Origin of the sequence: Nitrosopumilus sp. (assembly GCF_025699125.1) — an archaeon.
GTDB lineage: Archaea > Thermoproteota > Nitrososphaeria > Nitrososphaerales > Nitrosopumilaceae > Nitrosopumilus.
Map to the genome: position 1 here is coordinate 626,060 of NZ_JAILWC010000001.1, position 16,600 is coordinate 642,659.

At 32.1% G+C, this 16,600-nt stretch carries 13 protein-coding genes; 9 read left to right on the plus strand and 4 right to left on the minus strand.

What is annotated here, in order from left to right:
* Window positions 1-195 precede the first annotated feature (195 nt).
* Window positions 196-2,073 (plus strand): glycosyltransferase family 2 protein, encoded by a 1,878-nt coding sequence (locus K5783_RS03830; RefSeq protein ID WP_297472212.1) that lies wholly within the window; start codon window positions 196-198, stop codon window positions 2,071-2,073.
* A complete protein-coding gene (locus K5783_RS03835) occupies window positions 2,042-6,262 on the plus strand; it encodes a pentapeptide repeat-containing protein (RefSeq protein ID WP_297472213.1) in 4,221 nt (1,406 codons plus the stop codon). Before K5783_RS03830 ends, K5783_RS03835 begins: the two co-directional genes overlap by 32 nt.
* A gap of 45 nt (window positions 6,263-6,307) precedes the next feature.
* Here the strand turns inward: K5783_RS03835 and K5783_RS03840 are convergent, their stop codons facing one another.
* Together K5783_RS03840 and K5783_RS03845 are read right to left on the minus strand one after the other, a co-directional pair.
* Complete coding sequence (locus K5783_RS03840) at window positions 6,308-7,051, minus strand: 3D domain-containing protein (RefSeq protein WP_297472214.1); 744 nt, start codon at window positions 7,049-7,051, stop codon at window positions 6,308-6,310.
* Window positions 7,052-7,111: 60 nt separating this feature from the next.
* Window positions 7,112-8,038 (minus strand): response regulator, encoded by a 927-nt coding sequence (locus K5783_RS03845; protein ID WP_297472215.1) that lies wholly within the window; start codon window positions 8,036-8,038, stop codon window positions 7,112-7,114.
* A gap of 72 nt (window positions 8,039-8,110) precedes the next feature.
* On the opposite strand from K5783_RS03845, the gene K5783_RS03850 reads away from it, so the two are divergent.
* From K5783_RS03850 to K5783_RS03860, 3 genes are all read left to right on the plus strand, one after another.
* On the plus strand, window positions 8,111-8,836 hold the full coding sequence (locus K5783_RS03850) for a hypothetical protein (RefSeq protein WP_297472216.1): 726 nt from the start codon (window positions 8,111-8,113) through the stop codon (window positions 8,834-8,836).
* 41 nt (window positions 8,837-8,877) lie between these two features.
* Complete coding sequence (locus K5783_RS03855) at window positions 8,878-9,582, plus strand: thioredoxin domain-containing protein (protein WP_297472217.1); 705 nt, start codon at window positions 8,878-8,880, stop codon at window positions 9,580-9,582.
* Window positions 9,583-9,687: 105 nt separating this feature from the next.
* Complete coding sequence (locus tag K5783_RS03860) at window positions 9,688-11,082, plus strand: hydroxymethylglutaryl-CoA synthase (protein WP_297472218.1); 1,395 nt, start codon at window positions 9,688-9,690, stop codon at window positions 11,080-11,082.
* Window positions 11,083-11,363: 281 nt separating this feature from the next.
* On the opposite strand, the gene K5783_RS03865 is transcribed toward K5783_RS03860, so the two are convergent.
* The gene (locus K5783_RS03865) at window positions 11,364-11,510 is read right to left on the minus strand and encodes a hypothetical protein (protein WP_297472219.1); all 147 of its coding nucleotides are present in this window, start codon (window positions 11,508-11,510) and stop codon (window positions 11,364-11,366) included.
* Window positions 11,511-11,797: 287 nt separating this feature from the next.
* On the opposite strand from K5783_RS03865, the gene K5783_RS03870 reads away from it, so the two are divergent.
* Window positions 11,798-12,346, plus strand: coding sequence for a hypothetical protein (locus K5783_RS03870; RefSeq protein ID WP_297472220.1), 549 nt, complete (start codon window positions 11,798-11,800; stop codon window positions 12,344-12,346).
* 4 nt (window positions 12,347-12,350) lie between these two features.
* Here the strand turns inward: K5783_RS03870 and bioD are convergent, their stop codons facing one another.
* Entirely contained in the window at window positions 12,351-13,034 is a 684-nt protein-coding gene (bioD, locus tag K5783_RS03875) for a dethiobiotin synthase (protein WP_297472221.1), read from the minus strand.
* 74 nt (window positions 13,035-13,108) lie between these two features.
* On the opposite strand from bioD, the gene bioA reads away from it, so the two are divergent.
* From bioA to K5783_RS03890, 3 genes are all read left to right on the plus strand, one after another.
* Window positions 13,109-14,431: an adenosylmethionine--8-amino-7-oxononanoate transaminase gene (gene bioA / locus K5783_RS03880; protein ID WP_297472222.1), complete on the plus strand. Its 1,323-nt coding sequence runs from the start codon at window positions 13,109-13,111 to the stop codon at window positions 14,429-14,431.
* Window positions 14,432-14,504: 73 nt separating this feature from the next.
* Entirely contained in the window at window positions 14,505-15,482 is a 978-nt protein-coding gene (gene bioB, locus K5783_RS03885) for a biotin synthase BioB (RefSeq protein ID WP_297472223.1), read from the plus strand.
* Window positions 15,466-16,599 (plus strand): pyridoxal phosphate-dependent aminotransferase family protein, encoded by a 1,134-nt coding sequence (locus K5783_RS03890; RefSeq protein WP_297472224.1) that lies wholly within the window; start codon window positions 15,466-15,468, stop codon window positions 16,597-16,599. The genes bioB and K5783_RS03890 overlap by 17 nt, the downstream gene beginning before the upstream one ends.
* Window position 16,600: the final 1 nt, after the last annotated feature.

Sequence of the window (16,600 nt, forward strand, 5' to 3'; positions counted from 1 at the left end):
TATCACACTAGTGTATGTTCATTGCGGTTATAGCAAAAAAGAACAAAATAGGTAATTAGACAAATTCGGATTTCAAAATGGTAAAAAAATAGACATAAAGGAGAATTTTCATGACTGACTCACATATAATCCTAAAATATGCATTCATAATAAAAATTGGACAAAAATTTCCTGATTTCAAAACTCACAGAGGCTATGAAAGAATCAAAGGGAGACTATGGGAGAAATCAATATCTCCTAAACAGGATCAAACATAACAAGGAGATAGTTAATTCAGATAAAATATATTTTAAGAAAATTACAGGATATGATATTAAAGAATCATTTGAGATTGAACCCAGACCATTAGAACCAACCATAAAAAAAAATGAATCATTTTTACTTAATCCAAATTTAGTAAATTGTACAGAATGTGGAAAAGAGATAAAGTTAGATGAGAGATCATCACGAAATCAAAAATTATGGTATCATGAAACATGTTATAAAATCAATCATAAAGATAATCCAGAACAAAAAATTACATCAATAGGAAAAAATCAAAACAGTTTTGGAAAAACCAAGCATAAAGACAGTTCATTTACTAAAGAAATTGGAAAAGCCACAAATCAACGTGTGAAAATCAAACAAGATCCTATACTAATCACACTTGCACTAACAATTTTTGTTTTTTTATTTTCCGTCTCATACCTATTAATTGGAAGTTTCAGTTTAGTAGCAATGATTCTAGGGGGAATTTTAGTTGCTTATCAGTTAACAGATGCAAGAAAATGGAGTACCAAAAAATACAGAACCGATAGAAAAGTTCCCGCAGTTTTTCCGATGTTTCTACTATTCTTGCCTTTTGTACTTGCAGGAATATTAGCATATGAAGGATTTACTGCATGGGAATCTGGATATAGAGCAATCATATTATGGGGATTAACATTAGTTTTCTGGAATACATTATTGATGATTCCGTTAGCAATTTACACTAAAAACAAAGAAGATAATGTACCAACAACTCCAAACACACCACTTGTGAGTATTATTATTCCTGCATACAATGAAGAAAAAGTAATTGGCAACACCATAGAAAGTACCATCGAGATCAATTATCCAAATAAAGACATCATAGTGATTGACGATGGTAGTGAAGACGACACATTACAAATTGCAAAAAGATATGAGAGTAAAGGAGTGAAAGTACTACACAAAGTCAATGGTGGAAAAGCATCGGCACTTAATTTGGCATTAAATTTTGCCAAAGGTGAAATAATTGCCATATTGGATGCAGACACACTGGCATCCAGAAATTCATTAACAGAAGTTGTCAAAGTGTTTGAAAATGAAAAAGACATAGCTGCAGTTGCTGGAAATATAAAAGTCAGAAATAAAAATAATTGGATCACGTGGTGTCAAGCATTGGAATATGTCGCAGGAATTCAAATTACACGACGTGCGTTTGACATGTTTGGAGCAATCACAATTGTACCAGGAGCTCTGGGTTGCTTTAGAAAATCAATATTAACAGAAACTGGAGCGTACGATAAAGGAACAATAGTAGAGGACTTTGATACGACAGTAAAAATTCTCAAGTCAGGAGCGATTATACGAGGAACAACAAAATCAGTTGCATATACAGAAGCACCTAATACATTAAAGGATTTTTGTAATCAGAGGAAGAGATGGTATAGAGGAAATTTACAAGTGGTATCTAAACACCATGATGCTCTAACAAACCAGCGATTTGGATTTTTACAAAAATTGGCATTTCCATACATGATAATTTCAATGATTGTTGTGCCAATAACGGGTTTTTTCGTTTTAGCCTCAGCTATTTTATCAATATTGGGAGGAGACATATTTTTTGTGATATCATCATTCGGATTCTTTATTGCATTACAATATCTAATTAATGCCATGGCAGTAAGGATAGATGGAGATGATCCAAAAATAATTCTCTATTCAATATTTTTCAATTTTGGGTACAAACAGTTACTTGATATATTATTACTTCATGCTGCTATATTACACCTCTTTAAACGAAAAGCAAAGTGGACTAGTGCGAAAAGGATTGGCATTGATGAAAAATAATAAAATAAAACCCATAATGGCAAAACTCATTTTAGTACTGCCCTTACTGATTTTTATATCTCTTACAGATATGACCACAGCAAATGCTATAGAAGATTTAGGCATAATAACAATTGATTTAAAATATACTTCAGGGGACAGAATAGACACCTATCAAACAGTTTTAAAAATATTCCAAGATGAAAACGAAATTCCATATCGGGTTATAGAATTCCCAGAAAAGAATCCAATTATAATTGATTTACTTCCAACAGGATTTAACTACAAAATTGATGTTTATGTAAACGGAATGTTAAGTGGTACGACTAAAAATGTAGTGGGTGACAATGTTGTTTTGTCAATTCCTGCTTCAGGAGGGATAATATTTCAAGCATTATACAAAAATGGGGAAACGCCGATAGAAGGAGCTGAAATTCTTATAAGATCTAACGATGGTCATATTTGGCAACAAGATACTGTAGGTAAAGATGGCAAATCAAAAAGATTTTGGATGCAGTCTAACAACCTAATTGATGATTATTACATAGCTGAAGTAATAATTGAGAAAAATATTTCATACACAAGTGATGAAAAAATTAAATTTTTTCCAAATTATCAGGGAGAAATTAAAATCAAGACACCTTGGCCTAAAATAATAGATGACCTAATTACTGTATCTGTTTATAATGACACATCTAACAAAGTCACAAAAACTGATGGGAAATTCATTGTAGAATTATATGATAATAAAAATAACAAAATATCTCAATCAATAGTAAATGATAGAGGAGAGAGTTATTTTTCAAACATAAAGGTAGGTCAATATACATTCAAAGCAATCATACAACCAAGCGATACAATTCCAAAAGCCAAAGTCTTTGCTGAAACAAATAGAATAATCACTGGAGAGGAATTAGAAATTAAAATTCCCAGAGACGAATTTGCGTCTAAAGGTTTAGAAAACACATGCAATTGTGTGGCATTTAGGCTAGATGATGTTCAAGATTACTATCTGAATGTCCCGCAAATAGAAATCATGTCAATGTTCCAGAAAAAAGTAGCTCCGTTAACCATAGGGATCATAGGCGGTTTTTGGGGAGAGGATCCAAAAATATTAAATTTTGTAAAACAAGATATGACTCGGCCAATCAAAACATTAGAGATTGGAAGTCATAGTTGGAATAATTCGCCACTTACGAACTATGATAAAGATGGGCAGCGGGAATTGCTACTAAAAGCAAATAATGCAATTAATAAAACTTTGGGAGTTGTGCCTAAATCATTCATAGCCGTAGAAAACAAATTCAATGAAGATACAAAAACGGTATTGCAAGAACTTAATTTTACTCACTTTACAGCACACATACAAGAATCACATTCGCCACCATATCCCCTTGAAAATTCAAAATTGTATTATCTACCAGCAAGTACTCAAACTGCAATTCTTAATGTAGAGACAAATCTTTGGGAAAACATCAGCAACGATGTCACATATAATGAAGCAAATAATTTTCTAAAACAACATGGATTTGCAGTAGTAATGATGCACCCATATGAATTTGCAGAAACAGATCTTGGGGTATATACTGGTAAAGCTGATTTAGCAGAAATAGAAAAGTTAGGAAAACTTATTGATCAATTTAGAATTAATGGAATAGAAATTGTAAGTTTAAGTGAGATTACCAAATCATCTGTTGATGAAGACATCCAGATTAAAGAAGAGTTGGAGCCAGATCTTGTAGAAGATACAGTTCAAGATTGTAATTGTGTAGCATTTAGATTTGTCACAGTTCAGGATTACTGGCTAAATGATGTACAAATAGATGTGATTGACACATTTATCAGAAATAATGCAGGACTTACAGTAGGAGTAATAGGAGAGTTATTTGGACAGGATGCAAAACTTACAAATTATTTGAAAACAAAAATTAACGTAAACAACAATATTGAAATTGCAAATAATGGATGGAGTTATGATAAATTTTCAGAATTAACAGAGTCAGAACAAAATGCACAGTTAAAACAAAGCAACGATCACATCAAAAATATTTTAGACAAATCCCCATCAGGATTTATTCCACCTTTTGACATTTTCAATCAGAATACAATATCCTCTCTAAACTCAAACAACATGAAATACATTAGCTCAAATGTACAAAATGACCCTCCCCCATACAACCCAAAATCAGAGATCCGTCATTTTCCTGCAAGTTCTGCCATCGGAACGTATACAGTAGAATTTAATGTGATTCAAGGGGTTGATCATGAAAAAACACTAAAAGACATACAAACCAGTCTGGAAAGAGATGGGTTTGCAGTGGTCGCATTATCCCCACAGGAATTCTCAAAAACTGAAAAGGACAAATATGTAAATCAAATTAATGAAAAACAAATTTATGAATTAGAGATCCTTTTAGAAAAAATACAAAAACAGGGTTTGGAGATAGTTCCAATAGTAAAAATAGACCAGTTATTTACAAAGAGAGCGATTACTGATACTGACAAAAATCTTGTAGAACATTGCAATCAACCATTAGCACCAAATGTTGATTTAAGTGGATGTAAACTAAAAAATCAACTCATCGAAGAGATAGAACTTGGAAATGCGATTCTGAGAAACACTGACCTTAAAGGTACAACAATAAGAAATGTAGATCTTAGAAATGCCACTATTACAGATGCAGATCTTAGAAGAGCTCAATTTTCAGGAGTAAGTTTTGCAGAAGGAAAGTTATCTGGAAGTAATTTATCAAATGTGAATTTATATGAAACTGATCTTAGAGGAACAGACTTTCAAGGAGCCACAATAAGATACTCAAATTTTGGAAATTCGGATGCTAAAGGGGCTAGTTTTATCGGAGCTGATTTAACAGGTAGTATTTTCAAAGGAGTTGGTTTTTCCAATGTAGATCTTGTAGGAGCTGATTTAACAGAAACAGACTTCTCAGGTATTAATTTTGGCGAATCAACGCTAGATAATGCCAACCTATCAGGAGCAAATCTTACAGGAGCTGTATTCATCAAATCAAAACTACTAAAAACTAAACTAATAGGAGCTGATCTTACCAATGCGAATTTTAAAGATGCCAACCTATCAGGAGCTGATTTGTCAGAAGCCAATCTAAAAGACATTAATCTATCAAATGCAATTTTGACAGAAATAGATTTGAGAGGAGCTGATTTAACGCAAGTTATTCTCAATGGGGTAGACCTAACCAATGCGGACCTTACAAATGCCAACCTATCAGGAGCTGATTTATCAGGGGTGAATCTAAATGGAGTAAATCTGTCTGGAGCTGATTTAACAGGGGTGAATCTGTCCGGAGTGCAAATTAAAAATGTAAAACTTACAGATGCTAATTTATCAGGGGTGAATTTATCAGGGGTGAATTTATCAGGGGTGAATTTATCAGGGGTGAATTTATCAGGCTCTAATTTAATGAAGGTAGATCTTACAGGTAATAACTTAACACAAGTGATTCTCAAAGGATCGGATCTCACCGAATCGGATTTGCATGGAACTAATCTCAATGGGGTAGACCTAACTAGTGTGAATCTAAATGGAGTAAATCTGTCCGGAGCTGATTTAACGCAAGTTATTCTCAATGGGGTAGACCTAACCAATGCGGACCTTACAAATGCCAACCTATCAGGAGCTGATTTAACAGGGGTGAATCTAAATGGAGTAAATCTGTCCGGAGCTGATTTAACGCAAGTTATTCTCAATGGGGTAGACCTAACCAATGCGGACCTTACAAATGCCAACCTATCAGGAGCTGATCTTTCTGGAGCTGATTTATCAGGCTCAGACCTAACACGTGTTAACTTTGAAAATTCCAACATGAACAGAATAAATCTTCATGCATCAAATCTTTCAGGAATTTTACTGAAAGAAGTAAATCTCTCAAATTCGGATCTGACTGCGACTGATTTAACAGGAGCTAACCTTTCGGGAGCTGATTTAACAGGAGCTGATTTAACAGGAGCTGATTTAACAAATGCCAACCTATCAGGAGCAAGTCTCACAGGAGCTGATTTAACAAACATTAAACTGAATGGAGCTGATTTAACAGGAGCTGATTTAACAAACACAGAAATTAATAAGAAAGATCTTGAAAATGCAAAATCAGACGATAAAACAAAGTTGCCTGAAAGAGGATTCTTTTTCTTCAGAGAATTATTTGCGTTCTTTGAATCTCTTTTTAATTGATCATAAGTATCGAATAAAATAAAAAATATTTTTTACAAATAATTTTCAATTATCTGATGATCTAATACAAACATCATTACCTGAATTTGTAATTCGAAATGTTTCTAATTCAGCATACTTTCCCTCGCCAACATACACATCAATATGTTTTCCTTTTATTGATGGACCAATATCTGAGGATTCAAAAATTATTTTATTCCATGGACTTGGCAACTTTGGAATAATCAGACTAGTTTTTTGATTTATTATTTCAGAGTCAACTGCGACTGATTGCACTAAGAGATTATCTCCGTGCGAATCAAGAGGAGCAGTACTAAGATGAAATGACTCATCATACCATCCAATGTATGTGCCCATTCTAGTTTTGCCCCAACCTTCAGTTTTAACTACAGAGATAAAATCAGATTTAAAATATTGAGGCTCACCATCCAACATAATTTTTAAAAAATTACCAGAATAATCAGTTTCGACAGGAGTAAAATATCCAGTAATATACCAATCAGAACTGCAATCATGAAATTCATTTAACAGTGATTCTTGTTGCATGGATGAGGTAATCAAAAAATTAGTTACTGGATCATAGTCTTCACCCATAATCAATTGAACAATTTCATGTTTTTGCAAATATTCAATCATAGTACCAAACTCAGTATATGATATTTTTTCATCAATAAAAAAATCATGTACAACAAATATCCAATCAGGTAAAATTAATTCTGCTGCAAAAGAAGCATTTATTGAGAAATTAACAAAAATTATGAACAGAATTAGAATTAAATATTTTTTCATAGTCATATTCACCAAATTAATTGTTCAAACATACGCTAATAATTAAAGAAATATAAAAAATCAGTAGGCATGTGTTAACTTGTATTCCATGCTTTCTCGCCAACGACCGTTATCAATTTTAAATGAAGTATTACATTTCAAACAAAGAGATTCATTAGATATGTCTTGAAAAATTTCATCACACTTCTTGCACAGATATCTATTATGCAATACTCTATAATCAACACCCAACGCCTTGATTTGTTTTTTACATTTAGGACATTTGTCATTGCCATATGTTGACTCAGGAGAAAAATTTCCACAGTCAAAATGTTCAATTAATTTTACTTGATCAAAATTAGAATTTTTGCAATTTGGGCATTGATAAATCTGAGCAAGTTTCAAACTTCCACAGGCATTACAACAAATCTCACGAATATTTTGTAGTTCTACAACTTTTCCTTCAGAAATAAGTTTTTTAAGATATGTTGTGACATCCTTTTCAGACAGATTGCTCTGTTCGATTAATCGTGATAGAGTTACACGTTTGTAAGTATTAAAGTAACGATCAATGAGATGATAACCATCATTGTCTACAGACGAAGTATGTTCAAGAATGGATTCTTCTTCTTCTAAAATTTTCATTACATTTTTTATCGCTTCAAAATGAATTGGCTTTTGAATGTAATGATAGGCTCCCAATCCAATTACTTCTTTAATTGGATCTTCGTCTTTACCGCTTGCGGTTTCGATTATGATTTTTGTATCGGGTTGAATTATTAAAATTTGAGACATTACAGATTTTGCATTTGTATCAGGAAGATTATAATCTAAAAACACCAATGGAATAATTTTGTTATTTATTAATTCTTTAAAAAGAGCCAATCCAGATTCTCCAGTAGTAGTAGTTTTTATGTCAGCATAACCTAATTTTTTAAGAAATTCAGTTAGTAAAATCCCAATAGCCGTACTATCATCAATAATTAAGACGACATCTTTTGCACCCATAACAAACTCTCTAATTTATTCTAGAATAATAATTGTTTATAAAACAATAAACGCTTATTTTTGATGCATAGAATGAAATTTTTCACATTATTTGGAATGTTAACCTTTTTGAGTTTTAGTATTTTTGGGAATTACCTTGCAGAAGCACAGGTTGATCCATTGAGCAATATTGTATTTTTACAGACAGGACAAATTAATACAGATGAAAATCAATTTCAAATTAGTAATGATGTAACGGTAAGGGAATTTTTTGGTGGAAAAATTATTCGTATTTCAGGTCAGACAATCGAAGGCTTTCCATACATAACATATTCCAAAGTATCTGAGGAAAAAACAGATTCAAGAGGCATAATTTTCATTAACGGTCAATTTGCCAATTTGAGTTTTCTGGAAAAAACAACAGACGATAAGACAATTACTGAAAAAAATGATGAACTAGCAATTGTAGTACAATATACTCAAAGAGTATATTCAGAAAAATATGTAAAGATAGATGTCAAAATTTTTGAAAAATCACAAAACAAACTAAATGATTTTTATCAAAATTATGGTTACAAACAAAACACAAACATTAGTGTGTCAATAATTAATGAGGATGATCAAAAAGTTTTTTCATCCAATGGGATTACAGATAAAAACGGCCTATATCAAACAGAATTTTTCATTCCAGAAAATTTCAAAAGACAGACATTGATAGTGACAATTACTGCAGAAAATAATGATTCAAAATCATCAAGAGTTTTACAGATTTTTAGTCTAGGCCAACAATCTGACGATGGCAAATCATCAATACCATAATAGCACAAAAGACTAAATGGGTCAGAAAAATTAATTCTTCATTGATACACGGTCCATCGCTTGGAATAGGTGCAGGTATTGCATCAATAGTCATAATTGTCATATTTTTAGGATTTCAAGGTAGTCAACCAGAATTAACAATAGAGCCAGCTCCTGAAATTCAAGAGTCAGGATCGTCAAAAATAACTATGAATACATTTTTGGCAAATGGTTCACCTATTCTTGGCAATCCAAATGCACCTGTCACACTTGTCGAGTTTGGGGATTACCAATGTCATTTTTGTAATGTATTTTTTCATTCAACTGAGGATCAGATATTAGAAAATTATGTAGAAACCGGAAAAGTACGAATGATTTTCAAAGACTACAACATTATTGGCCCTGATTCTGTTACTGCATCACATGGTGCTCATTGTGCTGATGATCAGAAATTATTCTGGGAATATCATGATATTTTATATTCAAACTGGACTGGAGAAAATAATGGGTGGGCATCATCAGAAAATCTTGTGAAATTTGCTCAAGAGGTCGGATTAGATTTGGATGAGTGGTCTGAATGTATGAATACTCAAAAACACTCACAAATAATTCTTGCAAGTAACGAGGATGCCCGATCTCTTGAATTAACAGGAACGCCGGCATTTTTTGTAATTGGTCCTGACGGAAAAACTACTCGTATTTTTGGAGCTCAGCCATTTGAAGTGTTTGAAAACATTTTTGAAACTGAACTTGGAAAAACAAAATAGCGATCAAATTATTTATAAATAATTTAAAAAAATTAGGAAAATTTCCTTCCTAGTTAGTTAGAATTCACACAATAACCTTATTAATGAAATATCGGAGCGAAGCTTATGGCAGCTGGTATTGATGATATTGCAATATACATTCCTAGATTGTATATTGATGCAGCTGATTTTGCAAAAGCAAGAGGATTAGACCCAGTTAAATTACAAAAAGGCTTGGGAGTGTCACAAATGGCAATCGTTGATGCAAATCAAGATCCAGCATGTCTTGCAGCAAATGCATGTTTGAAAATTATGCAAAAAAATAAACTGTCTCCAGAAGATATTGGTAGATTGTACGTTTCAACAGAATCTGCATTTGATGAATCAAAAGCAATGAATTCATACGTTATTGGAATGCTAGAGCAGGTTTATGGTCAGGGTGCTTTTGAGCACTGTGGAGGAGTTGAAACTAAATTTGCATGTGTTAGTGGTTCATATGCGCTTTATGACAACACAAATTGGATTAGAGCAGGAGAAGCAGAAGGGAAGCATGCACTAGTAGTAGTCTCAGATATTGCAAAATACGACATGGGTTCTAGTGGAGAGATGACTCAGGGTGCAGGAGCAGTTGTGATGTTATTAAATGATAAACCACGATTGTTGGCATTTGACCCTAAAGTAACAGCTACATCAATTAAAGACGAATATGATTTTTACAGACCATTTGGGAAAGAAACACCAATTGTGCACGGACAATATTCAAATTTACTTTATATGATTCAAGTTAGAAAAGCGCTTGAATCATACAAGAAAAAAGTAATTTCATCAGGATTAATCAAAATAGAACCTGGAGAAACAATTTTAGATCATATGGATTACATCAATATGCATTTACCCTATAGCAATATGGGAAAGAAAGCATTAGCATATCTAGTAAGACATGAATGGCGTCAACTACCCAGATGGAAACGAATTTTGCAGGAAATAGGAATTGACGAACCAAGACCAAAAGATCCTCGTGGAACAATTGAATCAGTATTGGCTGATGAAGAATTTATGGCAAAAGATCATGAATTTACAAAACTGTTTACCAAAACTCACGAATATCAAGAGGTGTATGAATCCAAACTTTCAAGTTCTTTAATTGCATCAAGCATGATTGGGAATTTGTATACTGCATCACTGTATTTGGGCTTTAGAAGTAGTTTGGAATATGAATTTCAGAAAGGTATTGATTTAGAAGGGAAAAGAATAGGATTTGGATCTTATGGAAGTGGAAGCAGTGCAATGGTGTTTAGCGGAGTAATTCAGCCAGAATTCAAAGAGATTGTCAAAGACATGAATTTAGAGGCAGAAATTGGAGACAGAAAGAAATTGACATGGGAAGAATATGAGGAATTACATGAAAACAGGCTTCTACCAGAAGAGTCCATGGTTCATTCAAAGAAAGAGTTTGTACTAGTAAATGTAAAAACAGATACGGAATCTAGAGGCGAAAGACGTTACATCTTTAATGAATAGATTTTAAAATAATTTTAAACATTGAATACCTTTTTCAAAATTTCCATGACTGTAAATATTAGCAATCATAGAAATTTTATAAAATTAAAAAAGGACTTAATTGACTAGGATTTTTTTATTGCCCCATTTTTGAGCAAATTCCTCCTTAGTAATTGGAATTCTAGATTTGCATTTTACACATCTACGCATTTTGGTGTGTTTTGAAAATCTCCAAACATGGGCTTCACTTTTTTGATGGCAGTTCATAACTATCTAAAGTTTATAACGACTTAAGCGTGTTGTTACTTGAATAGTTCTAATTCTTGCAATATTTTACTCATAGAATGTTTCCATCCTCTCATTGCAGCAATATCATGAGGACGATTCTTTTCCAACTCATCTTTTTGTTTTAATAATTCCTGATGTCTTTTATCCTCAATTCTAATCATCGTTTGTAACTCAGTTTAATCCTAAATTAAGCCTGTCTTTAATTGAATTTGATGGATTTCCAAGAGGATTGAAGAGTATTTTATCAAACACACATCTCCTTATTATAATAAAAAAGATAGTAAAGTTATGAATTCCATAGCTTGGAAATGTTATAGATGTGATTTGACTTTTAGAGAAAAACCTACTGCCAAAATACACAATGAACTTTCAAAACATCCAGTAGGGAAAATAGAATTAATTTCAGGATAAACCCAAATACATGAAGATAATCTCAACAGGATAGAGAATGGTCGAAGATTGCAATCCAATTAAGGAATACATATTTGAATATATTGAAAATTCACAAACTATTCCCAAATTAATTTCTGAGAAAAAATTTGATCAAATAATTGAGAATGTGACAGAAAATTGTTATGATAAAATTGTGTCAATGGGAGAAAAAGAAGAAGCAGTTGGAATTTTAGCAATAGTATTACTGCATTATTTGCTGACAAATGCTCTAATCACCAGTCAAAGAAAAATAAATTATCAAGGAACAGAGATAGACATTGTAATTCCAGACATTAAAACTCTAGAAAAAGACCAAAAAAAGACTTTATTAATTTGCATACCAAAATCTTCAGATGTAAACACAATTAATGAAAAAATATCCTTATTAGAAAAGATTCAACATGAAAAAGAAAACATTTGGCTAGTTTTATCAAAAAACACACCCATTAAAAAAAGATCATTCATACTATCTAAAAAAAATAATTCATTTTCAAAAATTATCTTTGAGATTGCACAGTTTAGCAATGTAGGTGGAATAAACAAATTTAAAATTTTACGAATTTGAATAATTATTTTAGAAAAATTCCCATATCTAGATTTTTTGTAAATATTCTATGCAATGAAGAATCACTCATGTTTTTAATGAACGGAATTGAACCTAACACTTTAACACCTGTTAGGTTTTCTATATCTCGTTTTAATTCAGATATGGAATAACCCTTTTCAAAATTATTAATTATGATTCCTTTAATTGGGATTTTGTAATTTTTACACATAATACAAGTCATTAATGTATGATTTACGGTTCCAATTCTACTACTAGCAACAATAACTGTGGGAATATTCATGTCTTTAATCAAACTAGAAACATAGTAATTTTTCTTAATTGGAGTCATGATCCCACCCATTCCTTCAACTAGAATTAATTCATGAAGTTGAGATAATTTTTTGAGGCTACTCAACACAGTTGCAATTTTTGGTTTAATTTTTAACATTCTTGAAGCAGTGTAAGGCGAAGCTGGAATAGGGAAAAATTGAGGGTTTACTAAATTTTCAGGATCACTTATACCTGCAGCGTTTGATAAAATTTCAATATCTTCGGATTTGAATCCCTTCTTTTGAGCCACGCCGGCAGCAAAAGGTTTCATCACGCCAACGTCAATCCCCATTTTTTTTAGTGTCACCGCTAATCCTGCAGTCACATATGTTTTACCCACATCAGTATCAGTTCCAGTAATAAAGAAAGACTTCATCAAATATCATCTAAAATTATAATTGATTAATCTTATCGTTTGATTATTAAGAAGATCAGAAATAACAGGTTTGTTTGAAAAATACAAGTTTTGTTTGGCATCCAAATACGCAGATGAAAGAATGGGGTTTGTTTGATGAAATTACTAGTGCGAAAGGAGTATGGTTAAAAGATTCAAAAGGTAACAAAACACTAGATGCGGTAGCATCAATGTGGTGCAATGTTTGGGGGCACTCAAATCCAGAATTAATAAATGCAATTACAAATCAAAGTAAAAAACTACAGCATTCCTCAATGTTTAATTTAACTAATGAACCTGCAGAAAAATTAGCTAAATATCTTGTGAAAATTTCTCCAAAAATGCACAAGGTGTTTTATTCAGATAATGGTTCTTCAGCAATGGAAATTGCCATCAAAATGGCATTACAGTATTGGAAAAACATAGGAGAGAAAAATAAAACAAAAATTGCAACGTTGGAAAACGGATATCATGGAGATACATTTGGGGCAATGTCAGTAGGATATATTCCAGAATTTTTTGGTAAGTTCAAAAAACAATTATTTACAACATTGCAATTTCCGGTACCTAACAAATACAGAGTTCCAAAAGGATTTACTTTTTTAGATTATCAAAATCATTGTTTAGAAAAAATAGAGAATGAATTTGCAAAAAAGAACAACATTGCAGCGTTTATCATGGAAAGTGGAGCACAAGTTGCAGGTGGGGTGATCATTTATCCAAAAGGATTTCAAAATAAAATAAATAAATTGTGTAAGGAATATAATGTAATATTTGTATTAGATGAAATTGCTACAGGTTTTGGAAGATTAGGTTCGATGTTTCAATTTCAAGAACAAAAAAGCACACCAGACATAGTAGCATATGGAAAAATGTTAACGGGAGGATATCTCACAATGGCTGCAACATTAACAAGCAAAAAAGTATATGATTCATTTTTAGGTGAATTCAATGATTGGAAACACCTCTTTCACGGACATACATATACCGGCAATCCAATTGCCGCAGCCGTTGCATTAGAAAATCTAAAGATGTATAAAAAATACAAATTGATTGAAAAAATTCAAAGCACATCTAAAATTTTTGAAAAATACTATCAAAAAATTTTGGAAATCGATATTGTGGGAGACATTAGACATAAAGGAATGCTAATGGGAATAGAATTAGTCACAGACAAAAAGAAAAAAACACCAATACAGCCTAAAAAGTCAATAAACAAAATATTTTTTGAAGAAGGGAAAAGGCAGGGGATCTATCTTAGAACTCTTGGAAATATTGTAATGATAGTGCCTCCATTGGCCATTACTAAAAAAGAACTAGAATTACTCTTAGAGAAGACAATTTTAACCATAAAAGCTGCAAGATCACAAGTGATTTGACCGTTAACCCCCATGATAAAGAAAGGTTAACCTTTCCATTATTGTTATAAATGGAATATTTATTATTCTGATTATGAGTACACTAGAATTTATCAAAGAGTGTCAAGAAAAAGTATTTTCAGGAATCAGTATTTCTTCAGAAGACGCAAAAAAATTATTGAATATACAAGACGAAAAATTAAAAGAATTAGCAAAATGCGCAAATGAAATAACTCGTGAATTTAACGGGAATAAAGTCGATGTTGAACAATTAAACAATATCAAAAAAAATGCCTGTAGTGAAGACTGTACATTTTGTGGACAATCGGCATTTTTTGACACTGATATAGACACATATCAATTACCTTCACCTAAAGAAGTAGTAAATAAAGCGCAAAAAGCTAAAGAGGACGGTGCGGAGTCATATTGTCTTGTTGCAGCTTGGAGAGAACCATCGACTAGGGATTTCGAAAAAGTTTGTAAAATTATAAGTGAGATCAATGATAAAGTAGGGATCAATGTGGAGTGTAGTTTGGGATTTCTAACACCAGAACAAGCAAAAAAACTAAAAGAACTTAAAGTCAAAAGATACAATCACAATTTGGAAACTGCAAAATCAAAATTTCCTGAAATATGTACAACACATACGTATGAAGATAGATTGAAAACATTGAAAATTGCAAGAGACGCAGGATTAGAATTGTGTACTGGCGGGATTATTGGATTAGGAGAAACACGAGAACAGAGACTGGAATTGGCACTTGAATTAGGAAGACTATATCCAGAAGAAGTAACAATTAACATTCTAGTTCCAATGCCTGGAACTCCATTAGAGTTACAAACAGATCTTCCAAATTCAGAAATAGTTAGAATTTTTTCAGTTATACGATTTTTACTACCTGAATCAGTAATCAAAATTTCTGGCGGTCGAGAATCAAAGTTAGAAGATTCTGGAGAGGAACTTCTCCAAAGTGGTGCCAATGGGATAATCACTGAAGGGTATTTAACTATGGGAGGAAATGAGGCTAAAAAAGACCGAGAATTAATAGAGAAAATTGGCCTCCAATCATAAACTAAATTTTGTTGATTCTGAATTAGAAAATCTAAAACGACTGAATCTTTATAGAAAATTACGATATGGAAAATCCAAAGGGTCTCACATTATTATCAATAATAAAAAATCATTGAATTTATGCTCAAATGATTATTTAGGGATACAGACATCACAAATTCAAATTAATCAACTTCAATCAAGTTCAAGATTAGTATCAGGAAACGATGAATTATATAAAAAATTAGAAAGCATTCTTGCAAAACATAAATCGCAACAAAACAGTCTGGTATATCCTACAGGATATATGGCAAATCTAGGGGCAATAAGTGCTATTGCCAAGAAAAGAGACATTATTCTAAGTGATGAGTTAAATCATGCAAGCATTATTGAATCATGTAAGCTTACTGATTCAAAAATTATTATTTACAAACATAATGACATGCAAGATTTAGAAAAAAAACTCAAATTAAAAGCAAATAACAAGTTCGTAATCACTGAAGGGATATTCAGCATGGATGGAGATTTTTCGTCATTGAAACAAATATCAGAATTGTCAGAAAAACAAAATGCAATAACAATAGTAGATGATGCGCACGGAGATTTTGTTGTTGGAAGAGATGGAAGTGGAACTCCGAGTTATTTTAATGTGGAAAAGAAAATTGATTTGTACATAAGCAGTCTAAGTAAAGGTTTAGGATCTTTTGGAGGGTATGTTGCGTCAAAAAATAATGTAATTGATTTATGTATAAATAAATCAAAATCCTTCATTTACACATCAGCGCTTCCTTCATTTTTAATTGAATATTCAATAAAGAGATTCAAATCAAATAGAGAAAAACGAAAGAAAAAACTAGAAAGAAATACTAGAAAATTAATTAAAGGATTAAAGCAAATTGGATTTGAAATTAATTCCACCACTCATATAATTCCAATAATCATAGGAGATGAAAAAACGGCCATGGAATTTGGAGAATTCTTGATGAACAGGGGAGTTTTTGCCCAGCCAATTAGATATCCGACAGTTCCCAAAAACAAGGCAAGATTAAGAATTTCGGTCACAGCATGGCTGTCAGATAAAGACATTGAAAGATCGCTTGAAATTTTTGAGAAAGCATTTAGAAAATTTTGCAACTAGC